At 56.8% G+C, this 24,691-nt stretch carries 20 protein-coding genes and 1 tRNA gene; 8 read left to right on the top strand and 13 right to left on the bottom strand.

Features of this window, described 5'->3' with window-relative positions:
- Positions 1–51: 51 nt before the first annotated feature.
- The 7 genes from GOX45_RS15075 to GOX45_RS15045 all read right to left on the bottom strand — a co-directional run bounded on the left by GOX45_RS15075 (position 52) and on the right by GOX45_RS15045 (position 8,860).
- Positions 52–1,335 carry a dynamin family protein gene (locus GOX45_RS15075; protein ID WP_171101980.1) on the bottom strand — a complete coding sequence of 428 codons (1,284 nt, stop codon included), beginning with the start codon at positions 1,333–1,335 and terminating at the stop codon, positions 52–54.
- Complete coding sequence (locus GOX45_RS15070; RefSeq protein WP_171101979.1) at positions 1,332–3,374, bottom strand: dynamin family protein; 2,043 nt, start codon at positions 3,372–3,374, stop codon at positions 1,332–1,334. The genes GOX45_RS15075 and GOX45_RS15070 overlap by 4 nt, the downstream gene beginning before the upstream one ends.
- Positions 3,375–3,442: 68 nt before the next feature.
- Positions 3,443–4,333, bottom strand: coding sequence for a hypothetical protein (locus GOX45_RS15065; protein WP_171101978.1), 891 nt, complete (start codon positions 4,331–4,333; stop codon positions 3,443–3,445).
- 26 nt (positions 4,334–4,359) lie between these two features.
- Complete coding sequence (locus GOX45_RS15060) at positions 4,360–4,731, bottom strand: hypothetical protein (RefSeq protein WP_254444511.1); 372 nt, start codon at positions 4,729–4,731, stop codon at positions 4,360–4,362.
- Between the two features lie 68 nt (positions 4,732–4,799).
- A complete protein-coding gene (locus tag GOX45_RS15055; protein ID WP_171101976.1) occupies positions 4,800–6,419 on the bottom strand; it encodes a dynamin family protein in 1,620 nt (539 codons plus the stop codon).
- Positions 6,420–6,427: 8 nt separating this feature from the next.
- On the bottom strand, positions 6,428–8,440 hold the full coding sequence (locus GOX45_RS15050; protein WP_171101975.1) for a dynamin family protein: 2,013 nt from the start codon (positions 8,438–8,440) through the stop codon (positions 6,428–6,430).
- A gap of 3 nt (positions 8,441–8,443) precedes the next feature.
- The gene (locus GOX45_RS15045; protein WP_171101974.1) at positions 8,444–8,860 is read right to left on the bottom strand and encodes a hypothetical protein; all 417 of its coding nucleotides are present in this window, start codon (positions 8,858–8,860) and stop codon (positions 8,444–8,446) included.
- Positions 8,861–9,288: 428 nt separating this feature from the next.
- Between GOX45_RS15045 and GOX45_RS15040 the strand changes: the two genes are divergently transcribed.
- Positions 9,289–9,373 (top strand) — tRNA-Leu (locus tag GOX45_RS15040).
- 15 nt (positions 9,374–9,388) lie between these two features.
- Here GOX45_RS15040 and GOX45_RS15035 read toward each other — a convergent pair.
- A complete protein-coding gene (locus tag GOX45_RS15035; protein WP_171101973.1) occupies positions 9,389–10,006 on the bottom strand; it encodes a TetR/AcrR family transcriptional regulator in 618 nt (205 codons plus the stop codon).
- Positions 10,007–10,138: 132 nt separating this feature from the next.
- Between GOX45_RS15035 and GOX45_RS15030 the strand changes: the two genes are divergently transcribed.
- The 5 genes from GOX45_RS15030 (at position 10,139) to GOX45_RS15010 (ending at position 14,983) form a co-directional block, all read left to right on the top strand.
- The gene (locus GOX45_RS15030) at positions 10,139–11,068 is read left to right on the top strand and encodes an AEC family transporter (protein WP_171101972.1); all 930 of its coding nucleotides are present in this window, start codon (positions 10,139–10,141) and stop codon (positions 11,066–11,068) included.
- 101 nt (positions 11,069–11,169) lie between these two features.
- The gene (fghA, locus tag GOX45_RS15025; RefSeq protein WP_171101971.1) at positions 11,170–12,003 is read left to right on the top strand and encodes an S-formylglutathione hydrolase; all 834 of its coding nucleotides are present in this window, start codon (positions 11,170–11,172) and stop codon (positions 12,001–12,003) included.
- Positions 12,004–12,006: 3 nt separating this feature from the next.
- Positions 12,007–13,458 (top strand): Si-specific NAD(P)(+) transhydrogenase, encoded by a 1,452-nt coding sequence (sthA, locus tag GOX45_RS15020; RefSeq protein ID WP_171101970.1) that lies wholly within the window; start codon positions 12,007–12,009, stop codon positions 13,456–13,458.
- A complete protein-coding gene (locus tag GOX45_RS15015) occupies positions 13,455–13,910 on the top strand; it encodes a YaiI/YqxD family protein (RefSeq protein WP_171101969.1) in 456 nt (151 codons plus the stop codon). Before sthA ends, GOX45_RS15015 begins: the two co-directional genes overlap by 4 nt.
- 164 nt (positions 13,911–14,074) lie before the next feature.
- Positions 14,075–14,983 carry an ornithine cyclodeaminase family protein gene (locus GOX45_RS15010; protein WP_171102097.1) on the top strand — a complete coding sequence of 303 codons (909 nt, stop codon included), beginning with the start codon at positions 14,075–14,077 and terminating at the stop codon, positions 14,981–14,983.
- On the opposite strand, the gene GOX45_RS15005 is transcribed toward GOX45_RS15010, so the two are convergent.
- Positions 14,984–16,225, bottom strand: a complete 1,242-nt coding sequence (locus GOX45_RS15005) for an MFS transporter (RefSeq protein ID WP_171101968.1) — start codon at positions 16,223–16,225, stop codon at positions 14,984–14,986.
- 148 nt (positions 16,226–16,373) lie between these two features.
- Between GOX45_RS15005 and zapE the strand changes: the two genes are divergently transcribed.
- Positions 16,374–17,432 (top strand): cell division protein ZapE, encoded by a 1,059-nt coding sequence (gene zapE, locus GOX45_RS15000; protein ID WP_171101967.1) that lies wholly within the window; start codon positions 16,374–16,376, stop codon positions 17,430–17,432.
- 33 nt (positions 17,433–17,465) lie between these two features.
- Here zapE and GOX45_RS14995 read toward each other — a convergent pair whose 3' ends face one another.
- The 4 genes from GOX45_RS14995 to GOX45_RS14980 are packed head-to-tail and all read right to left on the bottom strand — an operon-like array spanning position 17,466 to position 23,700.
- Complete coding sequence (locus GOX45_RS14995) at positions 17,466–18,740, bottom strand: folylpolyglutamate synthase/dihydrofolate synthase family protein (RefSeq protein WP_171101966.1); 1,275 nt, start codon at positions 18,738–18,740, stop codon at positions 17,466–17,468.
- Positions 18,737–19,669, bottom strand: coding sequence for an acetyl-CoA carboxylase, carboxyltransferase subunit beta (accD, locus tag GOX45_RS14990; RefSeq protein WP_171101965.1), 933 nt, complete (start codon positions 19,667–19,669; stop codon positions 18,737–18,739). The genes GOX45_RS14995 and accD overlap by 4 nt, the downstream gene beginning before the upstream one ends.
- A 58-nt stretch (positions 19,670–19,727) precedes the next feature.
- Positions 19,728–20,624, bottom strand: coding sequence for a CPBP family intramembrane glutamic endopeptidase (locus GOX45_RS14985; protein WP_171101964.1), 897 nt, complete (start codon positions 20,622–20,624; stop codon positions 19,728–19,730).
- Entirely contained in the window at positions 20,614–23,700 is a 3,087-nt protein-coding gene (locus GOX45_RS14980; protein WP_171101963.1) for an ABC transporter transmembrane domain-containing protein, read from the bottom strand. Before GOX45_RS14980 ends, GOX45_RS14985 begins: the two co-directional genes overlap by 11 nt.
- Positions 23,701–23,922: 222 nt before the next feature.
- Here GOX45_RS14980 and GOX45_RS14975 point away from each other — a divergent pair, with 222 nt between their 5' ends.
- Positions 23,923–24,684 carry a DUF6478 family protein gene (locus GOX45_RS14975; protein ID WP_171101962.1) on the top strand — a complete coding sequence of 254 codons (762 nt, stop codon included), beginning with the start codon at positions 23,923–23,925 and terminating at the stop codon, positions 24,682–24,684.
- Positions 24,685–24,691: the final 7 nt, after the last annotated feature.

Here is a 24,691-nt window from a genome sequence, read left to right as displayed (position 1 = left end):
CGATTCTTGACACCGCGAATCGGGCTGTAACAGTGCAATCTATGCGGGAGTTCAGGTGCCTGTTCGGGAAGCCGCAGAAGCTTCGGAGCTGCCAGCCCAGGCCAGAGTATCGCTCAACTGGGCCAGAATCCGTACCGCATCTTTCAAAGGCGCGGAACCGGTTTCGAATTGCAGCAGCAGCAAAAGGTCCGTCGCCTTTTCAAATTCAGCTGGAACCCAATCTGCGTCTGGGTTGATTTCTTCACTTGCCTCCAACCGCTCGGCAAAATCCTCAACAATCTCCTGACAATTCTGCAGAAATGCTGCAGGCTCGGTCTCGGGGCTTTCGCTGAGATCATGGTGAATGCTGGCAATCGCTGCCAGCCAATCCTCGAGGATCGGGTTTTGCAAGGGCGAGTGATTTGCCGCGACGCCAGGTTGAACAGATGCATCGTCAAGCTGTTCTTCTGTTTGCGCGTCGTCAAACTGTTCCAGATAGGGCTGGAACACAGTCTCGATGTCTTTTCGCGCCGCGTCCAGATCGGCCTGGCGATGAACCGATGCCATGCGCAAAACCTGCTCGGCCAAATCCTGACCACCGCAGTTGTTCCAAAGATCAAAGTCAGGCTCAGGTTCTTGTGCCATCGCGCGTACCGCGACCGGAGTGCCAATCGGAACAACGGCTTGAAACAGGCCGTTCTTTTCTTTGTCCAGTCGTGCGGTGACACGCTCAAGCGCGGATTTGTCCGTCAAAAGATCAGCATGGGTGACCGCAAGCACACTGTTGTCGCGCAGCTTTTGCGGAACCTTCATCCACAGGTGACGCTCAGTCTCGCGCCAAGCGGTGGTTCCATTGGTGCACCAGATCGCACAATCGACGTAACTCAACAGGTCCAACGTCTGCTTATAGGTGTCATCCAATGCACCGGCGCCCGGCAAGTCGAACAGAGAGATTTCCTGCAGGGCAGGGGTGTTTAGCCCAACCGAGATGAAATCTGGTTCTTCTTTGGCGGCTTTTTCGAGAACGATCCCCGAGTAAACTTTGGGCTCTCGATCCCACCAGCCAACAGTGGTTTCCGGAGACTCGGAATAAGCAACAATCACCAGCGGCAGTTTAAGATGCTGCGGACCTGTCGGCAGAATGTCGGCACCTGCCAGCATATTGGCAAGGCTTGATTTTCCAGCGCCGAACTCACCCGCGAAGCCGATTGAGACGGCGTTCGAGAGCTTTTCGGCATGCGCCATCGCTTTGGAACGCAGATCGTCCAGCTCTGGTGTTGCAGGCAATTTCTCAGTTGCAGTCAGAAACCGTTCGAGCTGTCTTACCTCTGCATCGGTTCCGGGGAAATCGATCATTCTGCGGCCTCTGGCTGAAGATTGTCTGACAGGGCAGCGCCCATGGTGCTGTTCAATTCATCGACGATGTGGCGGGCGCGGTCAACCGCAGCTTGTGCTTCGACCCGCGGGTTGCTGCTTTGCGGCCCAACGCGATGCTCTAGATGGCCTGTGAGAAGGGCCAGGTAGTGATCCAGCACAGTTTTCATCCGCTCGACCAGATCACCGCGCGCGGTGTCGATCAGATCATCACCGATCATCTCGAATTCCTGAATGATCATTCGCTCAGCCCGATTGACGACGCTTTTGCGCGAAATCAGACGCGACAGCCAGGTGACGCGAAGTTCGACTGTTATACCTCGGGTCAGAGCGGTCATGTTCGGGCGGAACCAGCGTACAGCACTGGTATTCATGCGATTTTCGGACTGGTCGCGCCATCCAGGCAAGGCGCGGAGTGCCGCGTTGCTTTGCATATCAATCGCATAAAGCTCGCTTAACATGCGTTGGCGTACCACTTGAGTTGCGCCTTGAACCAATTCACGCATGCGTTCGCGCAGCGGTCCAAAATTCAACTCGGTCTCGTTGTTCTTGGCAAGCAAAGGCGATTGCCCGTCAGGTCCACGGACCACCAAAGAGACGGCCTCGGCCACTGTGTCATCCATGACACCCCGCAAATTGGCCAGAACGTCGTCCATTTCATTGGTGATCGTCTCCGACTTTTCGACCACAAGCGCCTTGAGGTCGGAAAGTGCCTGGTTGCTTTCCGTAATATCTTTGGTTTCGGGCCCTTCTTTCGCTTCCAACGCGCGCAGGTTCGCTTTGCTGCGATCCAGCTCGCCCTGAGCGAAGCTGTTCAAGTGCTGCCACGCCATACGCAACTGCTCATTGCGCGGCCCATTTGTCAGGGCCTGAGTTACATGGTGCCGCAGGTCTGGCAGACCCGAAGCAACCATAGCGGCATAGCGTAAAACAGCGGCGCGGCTAACAGGGCCCGAGCCCTGCTTGATCTCTTCTACACCAGACAGGTACTGACGCATCTGCTCCGGGTGTGCCCGAAGCCAGGCAAGGATCTGGTCGTGATCAATCCCGTTTTCATCACCTGTCAGAGCGTAGTGCGCCCATTGTGCGCTTCCCATGAGAACATCGATGTCCGAGTTGCCAAGGGCACGTTCGAGCCCTTCCAAAACATCGGCACGTACTTTCGATGCGTCTTCTGCACCGCCACCCAATTCGTCGACACGGTTTATGAAAACCACGATCTGACCAAGTTCCAACGCCTGCATCAGGCGGAACAGCTTAAGGTCCGCCCGCGAGAGTGCTTGGTGAGCAGACAGAACCACGACGAAGAAGTCCGACTCCTTCAGGTATTGTCGCGAAATCTCTTCCCGGATCAGCAAAGGGTCGTTGACGCCGGGTGTATCTGTTACCGTCAGGGGAAACGGAAAATGGCCAAGGTCAAAGTATACTTCGGCCTTGCGGGTAATGTCGCTATAGAGGCCACGATCAGACCCGGGATCATGCGCGTCCTCTTCTGTTGGGTCGTCGCCTGCGCAGACATACCGCGCCAAATCCTCGGATGTCAGATCTTCCAAATCATGGTGTTGACCCAGCAGGTGTTTGTAGCTTTCACCCAAACGCAGCTTGGCGCGCGTTTTCATCGCCTCAACCTGCTCTTCGATCATCTCGCGCTTATAGCTGTCCTCCTCATCGGGGAACATGTTGCGCAGCTCTTCGCCTTCGGCGATCAGCGATTGCCATTGGCGGTTGTCGAAGAAATGAAATTCGGCGCCAGACGTTCTGCCTGAAGGGTGACCGAAATGCATGTCGGTAATCACCGTCGTCCAAGGGTTTACGTCCGAGGGCAAGTATTCGGCATGACCGGTAAACCCGTTGATCAGGCGAGACTTGCCGGCTTTGATCTGGCCGACAAACGCAATCGAGGGTTTCAGTTTTGTCAGGTCGTCAACAATGCGTGAGATGAAATGACGGGTTTCGTCATTGCTCATCTCATTCATATCTTCAGCGATGCGAATAAGTTCGTTGCGTTTCTGCTCGCTCATTAGGTTCACCTGGTAACTCATATGCACTAATATTAAAGAATAAAGAACAGGATAGGGCAGGATCGCGGTTATTCAGCGGCACCCTGCAGTGATCTCCATAGGTTTACGACTGCACCCAGCTTGCGCGCCTCGTGCAATGTGATTGCTGTTTGCGCACCGTCGCACAGGATCGAAAGGCCGGTGCCTTGCCCGCCCGAAGCGCGCACAACAATCAGTTGTGGTTGGGTCAAGGCACCTTCGCTGTCCGATTTCCAGCCGGCAAGGTCTTTTGCAAAGCTTTGCAAAAGCTCTTGTTCGGGAAAACCGCTCTGACCTTCGGCGCAAAGCCCGTCGAGTTCGAGCGCTTCGCCGTCGTCGTCACTTAGAAGGATGCGACCCTCTGCAAAGCGATCAGAGGCCGCGTAGAAACCATGCGCCATACCCGAGGGGCTGGTGGGTTCGGTTTCCACGGCTTCAACCGGTTCCACGTTTGGCTCGGGCTCGATTTCTTCCTCGGGCGCGTCGGGCACGATCGTCATGATAGGTTCTTCGGAAATTTCCATCCCGGCACAGGCTGCAGCGATCTCGGAATAGGTGATCCCGACATCGTCAGCCTCAAGCTGGTTGTCCGGGCGCAGCGATACCAATTCAAGTGGGCCAGGGGCCATCGCGATGTCCGTCACCATCCGTGCCAGAACCTCGGTCAGTGCTTCGCGCGGCTCCGTTTCAAAATCGGGCGTTGGCTCGTCGCCAAAGCTAAAGATATCGGTGATGCGAGAGCTATTGACCTCGATCGCCAGAACCAGATCGTTGGCGGCCGTAAACTCCAGCCTGCGCGGAAGAATGGTGCCACGAATGGCTTTCAAAACGCCGTTTCTGCGGTCCTGTGCGGTGTCACCGTTCAGGTAGACAGCAGGCGTCAAACGCGCGAGTGAGTTGCGTCCAATACTGTCGAGCATCTCAAGAATGTCGGCATCCATCGTGTCTTGACCCCCTTTGGACCTGTCTAAACCGCCGCCGCAACTGGCCCGAGGCTGAGATGTGATTTCGTCAGCGCCAAGCCCGCTTTTTCGTCACTGCGGCAGACATAACAGACTACGTGATCGGGATATTCCCGCGTCCGCAAAAAGATATGCAGCCGATCATCCGAGAAAACGGCAATTTCCCCAAAGCCCGGGTTGTCATCTTCTTGGGTGCCGATCATGCGCAACAATGATTCAAAGCCACGAACACCGCGCCCTTGAAACAGGTTCGCAACGGCCAATGCCAGGTTCTCGAGCAGGTTCGTGTGATCAGGTTGATCCGATTTCAGCCCAAGCAACATACCCGTTTCCATATCAACATACCCGGCTGCAACGCAGTCGGGTATGGAGTCCATGGCAGTGGAAAGCGCGTTCTCAATTGACATGTTCTAACCTGCCTTTGGCGCGAGCGAACCGGAACAAACTACAAAGCATGTCGTTCCGCCGCCGAGTTTTCTTCAGATCGTCCAATAGGGTTTACCGGCTGATCTGAATTGGGTTGGTAATCACGGGATATCTGATCGAACTCGGTCAGGAAAGCCGAGAAGACACTGCGCAGCCCATTGGCATCGTCGGGCAACTCCTCTTTCGAGACAAATTCGTTCCAGAGATCGACCGCGCTGATCGGTGTTCCAGGCACAACCTGAATGAGTGATTTCACGTCCGGTTCTGGGGCGTCCGCGACGTCATCCTCAAGCTGCATTGGTACAACTTGCCCGTCGGTCAGCGCATTGGATTCGGGTTCGGGCTCGTAGTCCTCTTCAGACTTTTCAGCCAATAGGGCCGTTATCGAGGATACCGACCGTTCGATATCGGATTCGACGCCGCGCGCGATTTCCACGATTTCGATCTCTTCTTCAACCGGATCATCTTCACTGGTGTCCGAAACGGTCAGTTCATCTTCGGGTTCCGCTTCTTCTTCGCCTTGGAACTCGAACTCGTCAACATCCGTGGCCGGGTTCGGCAGGAAGTCCAGATCCATTGCCTCGTCTTTGTCATCGCTGAACGAAACATTCTGATCCGTCGCTGCGACCCCGTCCTCTTCGACGATCATCTCCTGCCGCAGCTTTTCGGCTTCCTCGGCATCGATCCTCGGACGCTCTATCTCGTCCGAACGCCGTTCGACACGCGCAGGACGCACCGGAAAGCTCGTCACTGTTTCGGTGTCCGCGTTTTCGGGAGGGATCACTCGGACAGTGGTCACGTCGTCCTTTGCCTCGCTCGGCTTGGCCGGACGCAGCGGTTTGATCTTTTCGATCCCAGGTAGGGTCGATTTTTCCATTTGGTAGCGCGACAGCATTTCGGCGCGGCTTCCCATAATCTGCTCGGTGATCTCAAGGAAGCTGTCGACCATCTTGCCGCCACCGCTGCGGCCCCACATCTCGGCATCTCCGGTCTTGTCCCGGGCAATGATGGCATCGCGTGCCGAGAAAAGGATAGACCGATTGAACAGATGTCCGGCCTCGCGGTTCACGCGACGCAGCACCTTTTGGCGATCCTTCGTATTCAATGCGTCGGCACGTGTGACCAACAGAAGCGAGTTGGCTTGCAGACGCTCGGGCAAGGACACCCAGGTGGCACGCTCGGTCTCGCGCCATGCTTGAGTAGAATGTGTACACCACAGCACACCATTGGCCTGACCAACCGCACGACGCCAGACATCGTTCGAGATCTTGGGATCAGAGATACCGGGGGTGTCGATCAAATCGACGGCCTCAAGAATATCCGCCTCAAGGAAAATTCGCACGAACTGCACATCGTTGACGCCAACCTGATCAAGCTGATCCAGCGTGATCATTTCTTTGCTGCCATCATGACGCAGAACATAGGCCGAGCCTTTTCCAAAGCTGAACCAGACCGGCGGCAATTGCGTCGCTGTGACTTGTGTCGGCAACGTTTGTTTGCGCAAGAGGAAGTTCATCAATGTCGATTTACCGGCACTGAATTCCCCCATCAGCGCAAACACGGGCTTGCGGCGCGACCACTTTTCAATGCGGTCCCAGGCTTTGGGGGTAACGAAACGGGTTTGTGCTGTATTTACCATAACTCTTCTTATGCCGCTTCGTTGCTAAGATCTTTGAGGATGTCACCCAGGATATCGTCGCGCGATTTCTGAGGCTTCTGTTCGGCCATCAGCTCTGCACTACGGGCTTTGCTTTGCTCTCCGGACTGAGAGATGCTGAGCAATGTCTCTTTCTGCTCGCGCAGGAAATCAGACAATGTCGCCCGGACATTTTCCAGAACGGCTGCGATCTGGTTTTCTTCGATGTCCTTGGTGATCGAGTTCGCCTCAGAGGCGATCAGACGGGTGTAATCCGCAGCATAAGCTTCAAAGCCCTTGCGTTTTTGCCACCAGCGGCGCCACCAGGTGCTTTGCAGGTCAAGCGCAATGGTCTTGCCGATGCCCAATGGCGGCGGTACGCGCGGCACAATCGGTGCTTCGATCGTGAACTCGCCCAGATGGTTGCCCAACAGCTTATGGTACAGTTCACCGATATCCGCTGCAGCGGCTTCATAGAGCGCACCCGCATCTTTCCGCATCGCGCGGGCAAAGCTGAAATAGGCCGCTTTTTGTAGGGTCCGAAGGCCAGCGGGATCGTATTGCCAGGTCCCCTGCTCGCCGTTTTCTTCCAGATGCGCGATCAACGAGTCCGTCGCGCGTTTGACAAAATTCGTCTCTGCCGAGGTCAGGCGTTCGAGTACCTTGTCGCGCAGTTTTGCGGTCAACTCGGCCGCTTTCTTCTCGTATTCGTCTGAAACGGTGGCGATCGCCTCTTCGGGGCTGGCGCCTTCCAAATTGTGAACGACCCCTTCGCTGTCCGACAGCTTTTTGGCAACCGAGGTGGCACGGATCTGGCTGGCGATGTTGCGCGCACGGTGGCGCACGCGGTCGATCAATCGCTTGCCTGTACCTTCAGCGATCCGTTCATTCATTGCCAACAGCAGGTCCGGCAATCCGGACAATGCCCAAATCTTATCCAACGACGCGGCTTCATCCCCAAAGCCGGCCGCCAGATAGAACGTGTTCAGGGTCTGCCGCGACTCTTCCGTGAGGATGTCAGGATTTCCTGTCAAAGCGGCTTCTGCCCAAAGGGCACTTCCGAACACGATACTTGTTGAGGTGTCGATGTTGTTCTGTTTCAGCGTTTCCTGAATTCTGTCACGAATTTCAGGCACTTGGTTGATCGGATCCGACAGTTCATCAATCCGGTTCACGAACAGGATGATCTGACGGTTCTCAAATTGCGCGATGATCCGCATCAGCGCCATATCCATCGTGGTCAGCGCCTGACTGGCGGCCAGAACCACGATACACACTTCAGACCCGCGCAGGCTGCGCAGGGTGATTTGTTCGCGCACCATGAACGTGTCGTTCACACCCGGCGTATCACACAGGCGCAAAGCCAACGGATACTGCGGAATATCCATGTAAAGCTCGGCCGACTTGGTCACATCGGCAAAACGACCTGTCTTCGGGTTGATGTCCGGATCGTCTTCATCGCCCAAACAGACATAGCGTTGGATCAACTCGTCGTCGAAATAGTCGTACTGGTGGCTTTGCCCCAGGATCAGGTCAAAATGCTTGCCCAGACGTTCTTCCGACTTGGCCTTCATCTCGGCCACCTGGCGACGGATGTCCTCCATCTCGTCATCGGCACCGGCCCGGTTGGCCAGTTCACCCAGACGACCGCCACCGACCATCAGGTTGTCCCACTCTTCTTGTTCAAAGAATGTGAATTTCGACTTTGTGTCGCCTTCGGTCCGAGTGTTGATGTTGAGCGTGGTCACCACCGAGGTCCACGGGTTTACATCAGAAGGCAGCAAATCCGGGCGCCCTGCCAGAATGTTCACGATCGACGACTTGCCCGCCTTGACCTGCCCCACCAACGTCACGTTAGCGGTAAAGTTTTCCATTCGCGTCTTGAGTGTGGCCAAACGTGCCGAGGAGCGCGCATCCGCCACCTCTGTCAATTGGTCAATCTGCGCCGTCAGGGACGTCATCGCTTCTGTCACGGGGGACAGAGCTTCGTTTCCAACGGACAAAAGATGGTCGTTGCGCGCCATTATTCAGCCTCCGGTGCCAGTTGCGGCAATTTCTAACGGCTGGCCACCTTTCGGCAGGCCCGCCAATGTGTCGATTCGCGCGATCAGATCCAGCGCATTGCCCAAGATCTCGGCCTCGGTAAGAGGCGATATCGATTCATAGGCCAATGAATCGGCCAGAACTTCGATCGAGCTGAAATGCTCTCCATTTTCCAGACGCGCGACGCGACGCCCTGTTGGAAAGTCCTGGGATTTATGTGCGGGTAACGGCATACGCGCATTGGCCAGCAAATAGCGGTCGCCCGAAAGTGTTTTCAAAGCAATCCCAAACCCTGTTCCAGGGTGATGACGATTTAGAACTTTGAGCTCGTCGACAAAGCTCTCACGCGCAAGATCGATGACATCCTGCTCGCTTACGGCGTTGTTCATCTGGTTGGTCACGACAGAGACCCCTGTTGTTGGAGTTGAGCGGGAACTGGCAAACGCGCCTCGCGGCAAAAAAGACTCATTAACTCGTTGTCGTTAAACAAGCGCGATTACCGCGGTGTTATTTTGACGCGAATAAGATTTTTTGGCGTTTGAATTGTGGCGCGATTGTGATGGCTCTTCGCATAAATGTCTCAACCCAGGGTGGAGTTGCGTGAATACGCCGGGAAAAACACGGACCAAACACCGTAACTGGCTGGCCGGAATGAAAAAAAATGACCGAGGCACCCACTCGGTCAAAGAAACACTTCTGATAACCCTGCTCGTCCCGGTGAGGGTCATAACGTGATACACAAACTTGCGCTGGTCTTCATTTTCCCTCTCGCACTCGACAGGAAGCTTTGTTATTCAGCGCGTCATTGCGGTGCACATGCACCACGGTTGCGGGTGTGGCGAAATTGGTAGACGCACCAGATTTAGGTTCTGGCGCCGCAAGGCGTGGGGGTTCAAGTCCCTCCACCCGCACCAAAATTTTGAAAAATATCATACGCCGTAGCGCGACATGAACATATCGACCGCCTGCGTCGCGACGGCCTCGATTTCGTCCTGGGTGAAGGACACCTGAATGCCAAAGACCGATCGATTCCAAATCCGGACTTTGCAGAGCTCGGACAGCTGTTCAGCCGCCAAGTGGACATCGTCGATCTTCAACTCACCTTTGGCGACGGCCTTGTCCAAATAGGCTGCCATATGTTCCTGGCCGTTTTTTGGGCCAGCCTGGTAGAACGCTTTGCCAAGTTCGGGGAACCGGTCACGTTCGGCCACACAAATGCGAAAGACCTGCTGAGCAAATTCAGAAACCAGAAACCCGGTCAATTGCGTGGCAGCGATCATCAAGACTTCGCGCGCCGGTTTCGTTTCATCGATCATCGCGATCACCCTCTCAGCCATCCGGCTGCATTCGGTCTGGGCGACTTCGGAAAACAAAAGGCGTTTGTCTGGGAAATAGCTGTACAAGGTGGCCTTCGAGACCCCGGCGGCGCGGGCGATATCGTCTACGCTTGCGCCTTCGAACCCGTCTGCCATGAAAACCTCTCGCGCGCCGCGCAGCACCTGATCAAATTTGCGCCCGGTGCGTAGAATCGTGGCAGTTTGGGTCATGACACCTCCTTGAGTATCCGTCGAGAATATAAACCATTTAGTTTAGTATCAACGATTTTTGATAACTACGTGTCTCGTTTCAATGCGGTAAAGGCCCTTGCGGCACGCGACAGCTGTGCTAGGGACACTTTCATGGTCGAGATTTTTTTGCGCACTCTGCCCTTCTTTGCGATCATCGGCCTGGGCTATTGGGCTGGGCGCACACGGTTTTTTCCGGCCGAGGCGACGGCCTATCTGACGAAGTTCGTTTTCTATTTCGCCCTGTCCGCCATGCTCTTCCGGTTTTCGGCTACGCTGCCCTTTGACGAAATATTCGACGTGAAACTGGTGATCGGGTACCTGGTTGGCACATTGGCGGTCTATAGCCTGGCAACGCTGGTGGCCTATCTGCGCGGGCTCGACATCCCCACCGGAGCGGTCGAGGCGCAATGCGCAGCCATTGGGAATGTGGGCTTTTTGGGCCTGCCGATGCTTGCGCTATTGTTCACCGAAGCCGCGATAGGCCCGGTCATGGTGGTTTTGACCGTGGATTTGGTGGTGTTTTCTTCGCTGATCGTCATCCTGATAAACGGTGGCCGGGACGGACGGCTGTCATGGCGCATGGTGCGGCAAATCGGGAAAGGGCTGCTGACAAACCCGATGATCCTGTCGATCTCGGCAGGTGTAGCATGGTCGGCACTAAAGTTTCCAGTTCCTGCACCTCTGACCGACTTTCTGACAATTCTGGGCGGAGCCGCTACCCCCGGTGCTTTGTTTGCCATTGGCGCGTCGTTGGCCGGGAAGTCCGCTGAACGCATCCAGGTTGCGGGTTGGCTGAGCTTTTGCAAGCTGGTGATCCACCCGCTTTGCGTCGCCATCATGTTGCTTTATGTGCTGCCAATTGCACCGTTCTCGGCGGCTATAGCAATTTCTGCGGCCGCCCTGCCCGTGGCAGGCAACGTCTATATTCTCGCAGCGCATTATGGCATTGCACCGCAACGGGCATCAGCTGCAATTCTGCTTTCAACAATGCTCAGCATTTTCACAGTCCCGGTCGTCATAGGCTGGATTAGCGCTCTCTGATCTTCACCAATGGTAAATTATGCGCGCTTTCTGCACCTGCACTTTACCTTGCGCTTGCAGGCCGTTAGCCATGTCCCAAACTCATTGCAAGGAAGAGCGTGATGGAAACCCTTTCGGAAAATGCATGCTTTGGTGGTGTACAAGGCGTCTATCGCCATGCGTCGTCAGCCTGCCAATGCGATATGACTTTCGGGCTATTCCTGCCCGCCGAAGCAAAAGACGGCCCTGTCCCGATTCTGTGGTATCTGTCTGGCCTGACCTGCACGCATGAAAACGCGATGACCAAAGCCGGGGCGCAGGCCTGGGCTGCGGAACAGGGGATCGCAATTGTCTTTCCTGACACATCCCCACGTGGCGCGGGCGTCGCCGATCACGACGACTATGATCTGGGAAAGGGTGCCGGGTTCTATGTGAACGCCACACAAGAACCCTGGGCCCCGCATTTTCAGATGTGGGATTACGTCGCGACCGAGTTGCCCGAACTGTTGGTCGAAAACTTCGCCATAGACGCCGATCGCCAGGCCATCACCGGGCATTCGATGGGTGGGCACGGCGCCTTGACGCTGGCGATGAACCTGCCAGGTCGCTACCGTTCGGTCTCGGCTTTTGCACCGATCTGCAACCCGACCGGGGCCGATTGGGGCCGCAAGCAGTTGAGCGCGTATCTGGGGGATGACACAGCGGGCTGGAACAAACATGACGCCTCGCTGTTGATGAAGGAAAAGGGGTTTGACGGGCCGTTGCTGATAGATACCGGTGCCAAAGACCAGTTCATGGATCTTTTGCGCCCGGAAACGTTGGCACTGGCCATTGCCGAACGTCGCCAGCAAGCCATTTACCGGCTTCAGCCGGGTTATGATCATTCCTATTTCTTTGTGTCCACCTTCATGGAAGACCACATCACCTTCCATGCCGAAGCGCTATACGGGGACTGAAGCATGAGCGATTTTGACTATGACCTGATTATCATTGGATCGGGCCCCTCTGGGCGTTCAGCAGCAATTCAGGCGGGGAAGCTACAACATCGGGTGCTGGTCATCGACCGCCATGACCGGCTGGGTGGCGTTTCCGTTCATACAGGAACAATACCGTCGAAAACCCTGCGGGAGACTGTTCTCAACCTGTCAGGCTGGCGCGAACGGAGCTTTTATGGGCGCTCGTACCGTGTGAAGGACCAGATCCGGGCAGAAGACCTTAAGGCACGGCTGCATATGACGTTGGATCATGAAGTCGATGTTTTGGAACACCAGTTCAACCGCAACCATGTGGACACGCTGAGCGGTCTGGCGAAATTCATCGGCCCGCACGAGGTTGAGGTTGCCACGGATTCCGGCGACACTACGCGCCTGACGGCGGCCAAGTTTCTGATTGCAACCGGCACCAAGACCTATCGCCCGGATTATGTGCCATTCAATGGCAAGACGGTTGTGGACGGGGATGATTTCCTAGAAATGGCGGAAATCCCACGCTCGCTGGTGGTTATTGGCGCAGGTGTGATCGGTGTGGAATATGCCACCATGTTCTCGGCGCTCGATGTACGCGTGACGCTGATCGAGCCGCGCGAGACGTTCCTTGATTTCATCGATACCCGATTGATCCACGAGTTCACCCATCAGATTCGCGAAAATGGTGTGGATCTGCGACTGGGTTCGGCGGTCGAAAAGATCGAAGATGCAGGCAGCCATGTGGAAGTGACATTGGAAAACGGGCGCCATGTGCGGGCCGAGATGCTGCTATTTGCAGCCGGTCGCATGGGTGCCACTTCAGCGCTGAACCTGGAGGCTGTGGGGATCGAGACCGATCATCGCAACCGGATCAATGTCGACCGCAAGACCTATCAAACTTCGGTTCCGCATATCTATGCGACCGGGGACGTCATCGGTCATCCATCGCTGGCCTCGACCTCTTTGCAACAAGGCCGTGTGGCCGCTTGCCATGCGCTGGACACGCCAACCTTGCCGGAAAGCCCGTGGTACCCCTATGGCATCTATTCGGTACCCGAGATGTCGACCTGCGGCATGTCCGAAGAAGAGCTGCAGGAGCGTGGAATACCCTATGAGGTCGGCGTGGCACGGTTCCGTGAAACCTCACGCGGGCATATCATGGGGCTGGAACATGGCATGCTGAAGATGCTTTTCTCGCTCAAGACCCGCCGCGTCTTGGGGGTGCAGATCGTGGGCGAAGGGGCGACCGAGTTGATCCATATCGCCCAAGCAGTGCTGAACCTGAAAGGCACCGTCGACTATTTCGTGCAGAACACGTTCAACTATCCGACGCTGGCCGAGGCCTACAAGATCGCCGGTCTGGACGCCTTTAACCGGATGCCGATCCCGGACGAGTTCAAAGTGCGCAAGAAGCCCGCCGCAAAGAAAAAGGCCAAATCGGCGTGACAACACTTTATATCGACGGCGATGCCTGTCCGGTGAAAGCCGAGGCCGAGCGCGTGGCAACCCGCCACAAAGTGCCACTGGCCCTGGTTTCGAACGGAGGTCTGCGCCCGTCAGCCAATCCGCTGGTGCAGGTTGTCATCGTGTCCGAGGGCGCGGACGAGGCGGATAAGTGGATCGCCGAACGCTGCGGTGCGGGAGATGTGGTGGTGACATCCGACATTCCTCTGGCCGCCAAATGTGTCGAAGCCGGCGCACGGGTGTTGCGACCCAATGGCGAGGCCTTCACCGCCGCCAATATCGGCCAGCAATTGGCGATGCGTGATCTGATGGCCGATCTGCGCGCAGCCAACCCTCTGGGACAGGGGGGCGGTGGCAAACCCTTTGGCAAGGCGGACCGGTCGCGGTTCCTTGACGCTTTGGAGCGAGAGCTGCGAGCCGCCAAGCGAGGCTGACACTCCCGCCGGTCATCGACGCATCAGAGATGCGCCTCTTCCCGTTGGGCCCGGCAGCGCTGCGCGCTGCGGTCGGTGCTTGCATCCCAGGCTTAGGATTGGTTCAGTTCCGGGACCAATGGCATTCAGGCGCCAAGGCGCTGTCGGACAGAAAGCGAGGCGAGATGAAGGTTCTGCAAATCCCGTTTGAAGAGGGACAAGCCAATCTGGATTGGCTGGAGTTGACGCAGGCGTTGGCAGCGGGTCATACCCGCCCCAAGGCCGAGATTCAGGACAGTTTCCTCTATCGCGGCAAAGATACGCTGCTGTCTCGGGCGGCCTGGATCGATGGACTGGGGCTGGCCGTCAAATCCGCCACGGTGTTTCCAGGCAACGCCGAAAAGGGGCAGCCACCGATCAACGGGTCGGTCAGCCTGTTTGATGACAAGGACGGGCAATTCACGGCGCTTTTGGATTTCCACCTTGTGACCAAGTGGAAAACCGCCGGTGACAGCCTGCTGGGCGCGTTGCGGCTGGCCAACCCTGACAGCCAGTCGGTGCTGATTGTGGGGGCCGGGCCGGTTGCCACCTCGCTATGTGAGGCGTTCTCGGCAGGTTTTCCGAAGGCGCAATTGTCCGTTTGGAACCGGACAACCGCCAAAGCCGAAGCGCTGGCGCACGAGATGGGGCATGTCGACGTGGCGTATGATCTGGCAGAGGCAGTGCAACAAGCCGATATCGTTCTGACGGCCACTATGAGCACCGAACCCGTGATCAAAGGCGAATGGCTGCGCCCGGGGCAGCATTTGAACCTGATCGGCGCCTATCGCCCGGATATGCGCGAGGTCGACGACGCGGTGCTGAGGCGCTCGGCGATCTATGTGGACAGCTTTGAGTCGACCGTGGAGCATATTGGCGAGATCAAGACCCCAATTGCCGAGGGGGTGATCTCGCGCAGTGACCTGATCGCCGATTTCTACGGGCTGGATCAGTTCCGCCCCGACCCTTCCACCGTGACGCTGTTCAAGAATGGCGGTGGGGCGCATCTGGACTTGATGACCAGCCACTATATCCAAAGCAAATTCGCCCCGTGATCACGCAGCGGCGGGGATCGACGGCCTGTTCTCGCGAATGGGAAGGTGGACAATGGCGCTGAACGCGCCGATGGCAACGCCGATCCACCAGACTAGAGAATAGTCGCCGAACTGATCATACATGCGCCCGCCCAGCCAGACGCCCAAGAAGCTGCCGATCTGGTGGCTGAGGAAGATGATGCCATAAAGCGTGCCCATATAGCGCACACCGTATAGATGCGCCACAAGGCCCGAGGTCAGCGGCACCGTCGCCAGCCAGAGCGAGCCCATCACCAGCGAAAACACGATGACCGACATGGGCGTGATCGGGAACAGGATGAACAAGGCGGCAGCAATGGTGCGGCCCGTGTAGACAGCGGCCAGCAGGTATTTCTTGGGGAAGTGATTGCCCGCCCAACCGGCCAATAGGGTGCCACCGATGTTGGCCAAACCAATCAACGATATCGCCACAGCGCCCAGAGCAGAGGTCGAGGTAATTCCCATGGAGTGCAAAACGCCGCCGGGTTGAATCGGGCCGCACATTTCTGTCACGAAGGCCGGGAAATGGGCGGTGATAAACCCCAATTGATAGCCACAGCTGAAAAAGCCGATGAAAATCAATGAATATGAGGGATCGCGGAAGGCGCGGACAAGGATTTGCCCCATGCTTTCTTGCAGTTCGGCCTTGTTGGCGGGCTGCGGCGCGCGCATCAGCGGCAGGGTCAGAACCAGCGCCAGAATGGTAACGGCAAAGACAATGAACACCTGCTGCCAGGGCATGAAGGTCAGCAACCACTCTGCTGTCGGCGCCCCGATGACCTGACCAAAGCTGCCTGCGGCCGTGACGATGGCCAGCGACATCGAGCGGTTCTCATCCGAGGCGGCCCGCCCAACCACCGCCAGCACAACCCCGAACCCGGTGCCTGCGATTCCGAAACCGACAAGCCAGGCGTACATCTGATGTTCAAACGGGGTGACAGACCACGCGGTCAGCACCATGCCCGCCGCATAGGTCAATGCCCCCAGCACAATGGCACGGCGGTCTCCGACTTTTTCGGCGATCGCTCCGAAAATCGGCTGTCCGATGCCCCAGGCCAGGTTCTGAATCGCAATCGCCATAGAGAATTCCGAACGTAGCCAGCCGAATTCTTCGGCGACCGGGATCTGAAACACACCAAACGAGGCCCGCACAGCAAAGCTGACGGTGATGATGATACAGCCGACGATCAGGATCGGGTTCAAGAGACGTACGGTGTGAGGCATGGTGTCCTGCGAATGGGTGGTTTGGCGAGCCTAAATGCTAGTTAGGCCGCGTCAAATCAGAATTTATGGGCGGTCAGATCAGAATTTCTGATGTCACGCGGAAAAGGCCGCTTTTCAAGGCTGGAACGGCGCGTTATGGCTCGGGCCCATGACCGATCTGATTTCGCTTTATGAAGCCCGTATCGCGGATGGCAGCCTGACGCGCGATGACGCGCAAGAGGCGGTTCTTCCGCATTTCGAGCGGATCAGGGCCGAGCTTGCGACCCCTGTTAAACGCGGTTTCTTCCGTAAAGCTCCTCCGCCCCCAAAGGGCCTGTACCTGTGGGGCGGTGTCGGGCGTGGCAAATCCATGTTGATGGACATGTTTGTTGAGACATTGGGGGATATTCCGACCCGGCGCGTGCATTTTCATGCCTTTATGCAAGAAATCCATTCAGGCCTGCACAAAGCCCGCGAAGACGGCGTTGAAGATGCGCTAGCCCCAGTGGCCGAGGCGGTCGTGAAGTCGGTTCGCCTGTTGGCATTTGACGAAATGCAGATCACCGATATCACCGATGCGATGATCGTCGGGCGGCTGTTTGATCTGCTGCATGCGGGTGGGGTTGTGGTGGTCACCACATCGAACCGGCATCCTGATGATCTTTATAAGGATGGACTGAACCGTCAGCTGTTTTTGCCATTTATCGCGCATATCAAAGAGCAATTGCAGGTCTGGGAGCTGGTCTCGCCCACCGACTATCGACAGAACCGCCTCGAAGGCTCGCCGGTGTATTTTTCCCCCATTGGCCCGGAGGCGCGCGACAAGATCAGGGCCGTCTGGGCCGATCTGTCCGGTGGACCGGCTGAACCGTTGGCGTTGCAGGTCAAAGGGCGCGAGGTTGTTCTGCCTGCATTTCGAAACGGGGTTGCGCGGGCCTCATTCTACGATCTGTGCGGTCGGATGCTGGGTCCGGGGGACTATCTGGCCATTGCTGAGGCCGTGAAGGTGCTGGTTCTGGAGGATATCCCGCGGCTGTCGCGCAACAATTTCAACGAGGCCAAACGGTTCGTTACGTTGATTGACGCGCTCTACGAGGCTCGGGTGAGGTTGATCTGTTCTGCGGCAGCGGAGCCAGAGATGCTCTATGTCGAAGGCGAAGGGACGTTCGAATTTGAACGCACGGCCTCGCGCCTGCGGGAAATGCAGGATCAGAACTGGGGAACATAGGGGGCTCTGCCCTTTCGCCCTGCGCGGATCCGCCTAGCCGTTTTCGCGCAGGATATTGCCCGCCAGATAGAGCGAGCCGCAGATCAGCACGCGAGCTTGCGGATCGTTTCGCGTGATTGCGGTCAATGCTTCTGACACGGTTCCGGCGGTGGTTGCGGGCAGCTTGACTTTCTTGGCAGCCGCGGCGGTTTCATCCGCGCTGAGCGTTGACGCCTCGCCCGGGATCGAAACGGCGGTGAGGCTCTGGGCCTGCGCGGCCAAAGGGCTGAGATAGCCGGTCACATCCTTGGTTTTCAGCATGCCGCAGATCATATGGGTCGGTTTTTTTGGCAGTTTCGCCAGCAGATCGGCCAATGCGCTGCCTGCGGCGGCGTTGTGGCCACCATCCAGCCACAGCTCAGCCTGCGGCGCCTGGTCGACCAGTGGACCGGTTTTCAGGCGCTGCATGCGGGCAGGCCAATGGGCTTTGGTCACGGCGGCCTCATAGGCGTCATCGCCCATGTTCAGGTGGCGTAACACAGCCAAAGCAGCACCCGCGTTCTGAAACTGATGCGCACCCAGCAGGTTGGGCAAAGGAAGATCGCGCAGCCCGGTTTCATCCTGATAGATCAGACGTCCGTTTTCTTCGTGCACATGCCAGTGTTGGCCATGGACCAACAAAGGCGCACCAAGACGGGCGGCGGTGTATTCGATGACTTCAAGCGCTTCGTCTTCTTGCGGCCCCACGATACAGGGCACACCAGGCTTGATGATCCCGGCTTTTTCGGCAGCGATTTTGCCCAAAGTGTCACCAAGAAATTGCTCGTGATCAATCGAGACCGGAGTGATCACTGTCACCGCAGGCTGTTCGATCACATTGGTGGCGTCGAGACGCCCGCCCAGTCCGACCTCTAGCAAGGTGTAATCCGCCTGGGTGCGGGCAAAAGCCAGCAAGGCTGCGCAGGTTGTGATCTCGAAATAGGTGATATTCTCGCCGCCATTTGCAACATAGCATTCGTCCAGAACAGCCGTTAGCGCAGGTTCCGAGATCAGCTCTCCGGCCAGACGAATACGTTCGTGGAAACGCGCCAGATGCGGCGAGGTATAGGCATGAGTGCTGCGCCCTGCCCCTTCCAGCCCCGCGCGGATCATCGCCTGTGTTGATCCTTTGCCATTGGTTCCGGCAATATGGATCACCGGCGGCAGGTCAAGCTGCGGGTTGCCAAGCGCGGACAGAAGACGCCAGACGCGATCCAAGGTCAGGTCGATGATCTTGGGGTGCAAGGCCATCATCCGTTCGAGGATGACGTCAGATGTCTGCTCGGTCATGTCTGATCGGGCTCTGCCGCCTGTGGCTCGGAGGTGGTGTCTTCGGGTTTTGGCGCTGGCAGATCGCCCTTGATCGCAGGAGGCTGGTTCATCAGCATCCGGGTGATGGTGATCAGCTCTTCGCGCATCTCGGTGCGTTTGGTCACCCGGTCCAACATTCCGTGATCCAGCAGGTATTCGGCGCGTTGGAACCCTTCCGGCAGCTTCTCGCGTATGGTTTGTTCGATCACGCGCGGGCCTGCGAAACAGATCAGCGCGTTGGGTTCGGAAATATGAACATCGCCCAGCATGGCGTAAGACGCGGTTACACCGCCTGTGGTCGGGTGGGTCAGGACAACGATATAGGGCAGGTTTGCCTCTTTCAGCATCTCAACCGCAACAGTCGTACGCGGCATCTGCATCAGGCTCAGGATCCCCTCCTGCATACGCGCGCCACCTGCGGCGGAGAACAGGATCAACGGGCGCTTAAGCCTAACTGCCTCTTGTGCTGCAGCGATAATGGCATTGCCGACATACATGCCCATCGAGCCACCCATGAACGAGAAATCCTGTGCGGCGGCCACAATCGGAGTGCGCCCGATCTCGCCAGTGGCGACCAGCATCGCTTCTTTCTCACCCGTTTTTTTCTGCGCAGCTTTCATGCGGTCGGGGTATTTCTTTTGGTCCCGAAACTGCAGCGGGTCGTCCTTGGGTGCGGGCACTTCGATTTCGGTGAAAATACCGCCATCGAACAGATGACCGAACCGGTCGCGTGGCGTGATAGCCATGTGGTGACCGCATTGGGTGCAGACATTCTGGTTCTCGGCCAATTCGCGATGGAACAACATCGTTCCGCATTCGCTGCACTTGTGCCAAAGGTTTTCGGGCACTTCGCGGCGCGAAAAGATCGAGTTGATCCGGGGGCGGACGTAGTTTGTGATCCAGTTCATGTCGGAACCTTGTTTTACGGTTTTGACGTCAAATAAGACTCTGGGGACAGAAATGCAATCAACGCCTGATGGCAAGCCGGACGGTTAGCCAACTAACAATCATGATCGCGAAATCGACGTAAAGCCAGGGCCTGAGGCTTGCTGTATCAGCAGAGTCGAACGGCCAGTGGTACAGCGCCAAGCCACTGAGCATATCTGGCATCGAGGTGCCCAGGATGACCCAACAGTTGTTGAAGAAATGCAAGGCTATCGCGGGTCCAAGTGTGCCGGCGCGTGCGGTTAGGTCCGCTGTGATCAGACCGAAGATCATGGCCCATACTGCGACGATCATCGCGTTTCCACCGGCCACAGACGGCGTGTAATGCCCAAACCCGAACAGGACCGAAGGCACCAGCATCCAGATCCAGGGCGATCGGAACCGCGCCGCAAGGCTTTGCTGAAGATAGCCTCGAAACAGGATTTCTTCGGCACTGGTCTGGATCAGGATCGCAACCAGACCCAGAGGCAGCAACAACACCCACTGACCAAAAGCCAGATTGGGCACCAAAGGTGCACCGAACCCGTAAGGCGGCAGCAATAGCAGTATCACTTGCAGCGTCAGCAATGCCACAAGCACTTTTACGAATTGGCGCATTGCCCTTGAAGAAGACCCGATGATCGACCGCAACGCTCGACGCTGCAACAGACGTGCGGCCAGAGCCACTCCCATGATAACGAACACAAAGCTTGCCAAAATCACGAGCACAGCGACAGGGAAAAGCCCGTTCAGAAAACCGTCAACCCAAGTTGGAGGGCCCTGATTTGCGACAACCGAAAACAAGGCGAAATTCGCCAGTATGGTAATAGCACCCACCACCAATACGCCGACCACCAACCGCCATATTTGCGGATAGCGGCGCGCATCGGCGACCAATTGTTCATGAGCGACATAGGACTGAGGCCCTTCAACTCGCATTGTGTTGCTCGACTGTGTCTGGGTGTGGATGCAACAGAGCATTCGAATCTCGCAGCCGTTCGGCAACAGATGTCAAATGGCCTGCGACCCGTTCCAGCAACTGTACGGCAACAGTTGCGTCGCTTTCGATCACCGCGCGCAATTCCTCGGCTCCGATCCGCAGGAATACACAGGGTTCGCTTGCGACAAGATCCAATTGTCGTGCATCGCCGGTTATGATTGCGAGATCTCCGATCAGCCGACCCGGTTCGATAACGGAAATCGCCTGCGGTGCACCGTCACGAGTGTCCATGTACAATGTCGCCTTGCCGGAAATACACAGATACGCGGCATCCGGCGACTCTCCTCGGGCGAAAATCGTTTGGCCAGCGCTGGCCTCATACCATTGCGCCGAAAAGGCCAACAGTCGTTGGTTGCGACCGTCGAGTCGTGAAAACAGCTCGGTGGTGGATATGATCTTTAGCTTGCGGCTCAGATCATCGGACGGTCTGTCGTCGGACTCGGCCGACGTGCTAGACACACCGTCGATTCGACCATCTTTGATTTCGATAAACAGATCGTAAGCTTCGGGATGGGCAAAATGATCTTCCATAAAGATCATGATCGAATCCGGCAGCAATTCCCGCAGTTTCAAACGTGTCCGCAAACGGCTTTCGGAATCGTGACTGGCCAGCGCTTTGTCGAGGATCAAAATATCTGGGCGTTTGATGCTGGCACGCGAAAAGGCCGCGCGTTCCTGGAATACCGTGGGCAGGTTGTTCCCACCAAGGCCTGAGGGCAAATCAAAGATGATCGCTGCTGCCCGACGGCGCAATCCTGCTTCGTTCAACACCTCGGCCACGACGTCCTCGATTTCGTCCGCTCTGGCACCCGCGGTTAACGACACCCGCCCGTAAAGCGCGTTCTCCATCGCGGTCAGCCGCGGCAGGTACACATCGGGAGAGACCGGAGTGAACATATCCCCCAACGCTGCGCGCAGCTGTTCCGCCTGGCTTTGGCGGATCGCAAGGATCTTGTCCTTGTATTCATCCGGAAAACTTGGGCCAACCTGTTCAGCGGTCAGCATGAACGGAACCGCAAGCAAAAGCGCCCGGTCTCTTTCACTGATCGCATCGGCGCCTTTCGAGATGCGTTCTTCCTCGATATCCAGCAAGCGATGGTACATATCCTTGGACAAGCCAAGACGCAGGAAGAGCGGGTGATCGGCACCATCACGTCCAAAGGTCTGGCGCAGCGTGTCCAGAACTGCTGTCGCGATCACCAAAGCATCATCGTCAAGGTCATGATCCTTGAGCATCGACAGGAAACGGCCATCCTCAACAAGATTGTCAGCCGAAATTCGGCGCGACGGGGCCGAGAAGAGAAGGTTTCCGCCCAGGGGTACGGCTGGGTTGAACCGATCGGGATCAAACCGATAGACATATTCATCCAGGCCCTTTTCACGCAAACGATCTGCGACAACGTCCCTTAAATTGACGATTTCTTGGGCCAGAACCGGGTGCAGCTTGGGATCGAACTGCGACCGCAAAGTGCGGCGGAACATAAACTCGTCAATCCCCATCGCCTCGACCAGTTGGAACCACCAGTCGCGAATACCGTCAGTGTCGTCCAACCCCGCCAGTCCGGGGTCAATCCAAACGGTATCGAGCAGATCGGAAGAATTCCCCGACCGCACCGCTTCGATCTGTCGCTGCGATGGAACTGACAGTTCTTTCGAAGGATGCGGGTGGGTTCTGAGCGGCATCATCAGGTTGTCACCCAGCGTGCCGTCAAACAGATAAGGGCGGGAATAGGCATAGCCGATCCGCGCCGCGATGACTTTTTGGTGCATCTCGTTCAGATCATGGCCTGCCATGATCACCTCTCCCTGCGCGGGCAAAACCTCTCGGGTCAGCAATTGCGCCAGCGCCGAGCGTTCCGAGGCATGGGTCGATTGGATCGCAACCCGCGCGCCTCGGGGAATCGTAAGGTCGATATCTTCGAGAATGGTCTTCCCGTCATCATCGCGCACGGTGACGTTCCGCAACTCGATATCGCCAGTCAGACGTGGAATGGTTTCGGGCTCTCCTTCAAAAAGCTCCTCGCGGATCATGTTCGAAGGGGCAAACCGCTCGGTCACCACCTCCCAGCGCAGCGACATGTCCTGCACCTGGTTGTAGTAGGTCAGAAGGTCCTTCCAAGGACCGCTCAGATCTTTGTAAGCCCCTAGCGCCGCGACCAAAGCCCCGACCGTTACCTCACCCTTGATCGCCAGATAACCACCGACTGAATAGAACAGAAACGGCGTCATCTGAGTGATCAGATTGTTGAGGAACTTCATGAAGAACTTCTTGTTGTAGATCTTGAAGCGGATCTCGAACAAGGTGCCCAGCCTGTGGCTGAACTGCGCCAGACGGTAACGCCACCCGCCGTTGGTGCGCAGATCACTGATCCCCGCAGCGCTTTCGCCAATCTCGGAACTCAGATGGCGTACTTCCTGAATACGCTCTTTGTTCAACAAGTTGATCTGGCGTTGCAATTTGGGGATCAACCAGGCCTGAAGCGGGATCAGCGCGATACTGGCCAGACCAAACCAGACGCTTTGCATGAACAGGAACGTCACAATGGTCATCATCTGACCGAACTGGAACACCGGCTGCGCAATGGCATCGCCCATCAGGCCGCCCATCGGTTCGGCCTCTGACGTGATCATCGAGACCAGCTCGCCCTGGCTGGTCGATGCAAAATAGGATTTCGGGAAGCGCATGGACCGGCTGATCAGCGTATAGCGCAACCGCCGCAGCATCCGCTCGGCCAAGACGCCCTTCATCGTGTTGATACGCATCTTCATCAGGCCGCTGGCAATCACAGTGGCCAGGAAGGCAAAACACAGGATCAACAGGTACTGTACCTGCGAAACCGAATAGCCAAACAATGACACCTCGTTCGAGGGCGCGCCGATGGCGTCGTTGATGATTTGCTTGGGCAGTTCCAGCGAAGCGTAGAGAAACGGGAACGACAATACTGTCAGGACCAGCAGCACCAGCTGCTGTTTCTTGGAATATTTCCAGATGAACGAGAATAGGGTGGGTTCCATGCCCTACCTTCTTATTGGAAAACGCTTGTATAGGAAATGATACACGCCGGACAGCGGAACTTAAGGCGCACCCCGCGCCTTTACAAGAACTGGAACATACCCGGACTTCGATTTTCTCATGCCCCGCGAGAATTCAGGAAATTTTTACCACCTGACGCGCAGTCTCGGGCTACCCCTTTGCGTAAAAATAGCTAAACAGGGCTGAAAATCGGATCAGGCGCAATGGGAAAACTTCTGGATCGCTATCTTCACCGCAAAGCGCTGGCACGCTGGACGCGTCTGGATCGCAATGCCGATCTGACACCCCTGCCCGACCTGCGGCGACAAAGGGACCAAGCGCGCCAGATCAAAACTGCTGTTGAACGGTTGATCCGGAACGCAGACGGGCGGTTGGTTCAGCCCGAGATCGGATCGACGCGATTTTCCAAACCCTTAGGGTCGGATTGGTCATGGAGACCGGATCTTTGGCGATTGCCGCTGAATTCCCAGGGTATTGCTTCGGCCCCGCGCCGCGTACCAATCGATGGTCAGTCCACCCTGTTCCATGACTGTGAGCTGCGTGAGATCGCGCTGCGACAGATCCGGAACCGAAGTGACAAAGACCTTGCCCCGTTCAGCCTTGCAATCGAAGTTTTTGCCTTTGAGGGGTCGTTTCTGTCCCTTGCCGTTGAGTTGCCAGCCGAGGCAGCGAACCAACTGACCCAACAGCATCTCGTTCGATTGGACATGCTGACCGAAAGCGAACGGCCTTGCCGTATCTTTGCCAGGCTCAATGTGCAGCACGGTCCCAATACCGACCATGTTCTGCGGGAACTTGATCTGACCAAGACAGAAGCCTCAATCGACTTCGATCTGGCGCATCTGGATCTGAACGAACGGCGGATCGAAAAACTCTGGTTGGATATCATCCTGGAACACCCCGCCATGAATCGGGTGATCTTGCGCGATATGACCTTTTGCCGCCACCACCGAGCCGATTTGTAAGAGGGCC

Origin of the sequence: Ruegeria sp. HKCCD7255 (assembly GCF_013031565.1) — a bacterium.
Classification (GTDB): domain Bacteria; phylum Pseudomonadota; class Alphaproteobacteria; order Rhodobacterales; family Rhodobacteraceae; genus Ruegeria.
The sequence above is the reverse complement of the archived record's forward strand: the minus strand, read 5'-3'. Positions and strand labels throughout refer to the sequence as shown.

What these genes read in the sequence shown, in the direction of transcription:
- GOX45_RS15035 (WP_171101973.1), bottom strand. Translation starts at nt 10,006, where the DNA reads ATGACCCAAACTGCCACGATTCTACGCACCGGGCGCAAATTTGATCAG.
- GOX45_RS15055 (WP_171101976.1), bottom strand. Translation starts at nt 6,419, where the DNA reads ATGGTAAATACAGCACAAACCCGTTTCGTTACCCCCAAAGCCTGGGAC.
- GOX45_RS14995 (WP_171101966.1), bottom strand. Translation starts at nt 18,740, where the DNA reads ATGACCGAGCAGACATCTGACGTCATCCTCGAACGGATGATGGCCTTG.
- GOX45_RS14985 (WP_171101964.1), bottom strand. Translation starts at nt 20,624, where the DNA reads ATGCGAGTTGAAGGGCCTCAGTCCTATGTCGCTCATGAACAATTGGTC.
- GOX45_RS14975 (WP_171101962.1), top strand. Translation starts at nt 23,923, where the DNA reads ATGGGAAAACTTCTGGATCGCTATCTTCACCGCAAAGCGCTGGCACGC.
- GOX45_RS14980 (WP_171101963.1), bottom strand. Translation starts at nt 23,700, where the DNA reads ATGGAACCCACCCTATTCTCGTTCATCTGGAAATATTCCAAGAAACAG.
- GOX45_RS15050 (WP_171101975.1), bottom strand. Translation starts at nt 8,440, where the DNA reads ATGGCGCGCAACGACCATCTTTTGTCCGTTGGAAACGAAGCTCTGTCC.
- accD (WP_171101965.1), bottom strand. Translation starts at nt 19,669, where the DNA reads ATGAACTGGATCACAAACTACGTCCGCCCCCGGATCAACTCGATCTTT.
- GOX45_RS15075 (WP_171101980.1), bottom strand. Translation starts at nt 1,335, where the DNA reads ATGATCGATTTCCCCGGAACCGATGCAGAGGTAAGACAGCTCGAACGG.
- GOX45_RS15030 (WP_171101972.1), top strand. Translation starts at nt 10,139, where the DNA reads ATGGTCGAGATTTTTTTGCGCACTCTGCCCTTCTTTGCGATCATCGGC.
- fghA (WP_171101971.1), top strand. Translation starts at nt 11,170, where the DNA reads ATGGAAACCCTTTCGGAAAATGCATGCTTTGGTGGTGTACAAGGCGTC.
- GOX45_RS15065 (WP_171101978.1), bottom strand. Translation starts at nt 4,333, where the DNA reads ATGGATGCCGACATTCTTGAGATGCTCGACAGTATTGGACGCAACTCA.
- GOX45_RS15005 (WP_171101968.1), bottom strand. Translation starts at nt 16,225, where the DNA reads ATGCCTCACACCGTACGTCTCTTGAACCCGATCCTGATCGTCGGCTGT.
- sthA (WP_171101970.1), top strand. Translation starts at nt 12,007, where the DNA reads ATGAGCGATTTTGACTATGACCTGATTATCATTGGATCGGGCCCCTCT.
- zapE (WP_171101967.1), top strand. Translation starts at nt 16,374, where the DNA reads ATGACCGATCTGATTTCGCTTTATGAAGCCCGTATCGCGGATGGCAGC.
- GOX45_RS15060 (WP_254444511.1), bottom strand. Translation starts at nt 4,731, where the DNA reads ATGGACTCCATACCCGACTGCGTTGCAGCCGGGTATGTTGATATGGAA.
- GOX45_RS15010 (WP_171102097.1), top strand. Translation starts at nt 14,075, where the DNA reads ATGAAGGTTCTGCAAATCCCGTTTGAAGAGGGACAAGCCAATCTGGAT.
- GOX45_RS15070 (WP_171101979.1), bottom strand. Translation starts at nt 3,374, where the DNA reads ATGAGCGAGCAGAAACGCAACGAACTTATTCGCATCGCTGAAGATATG.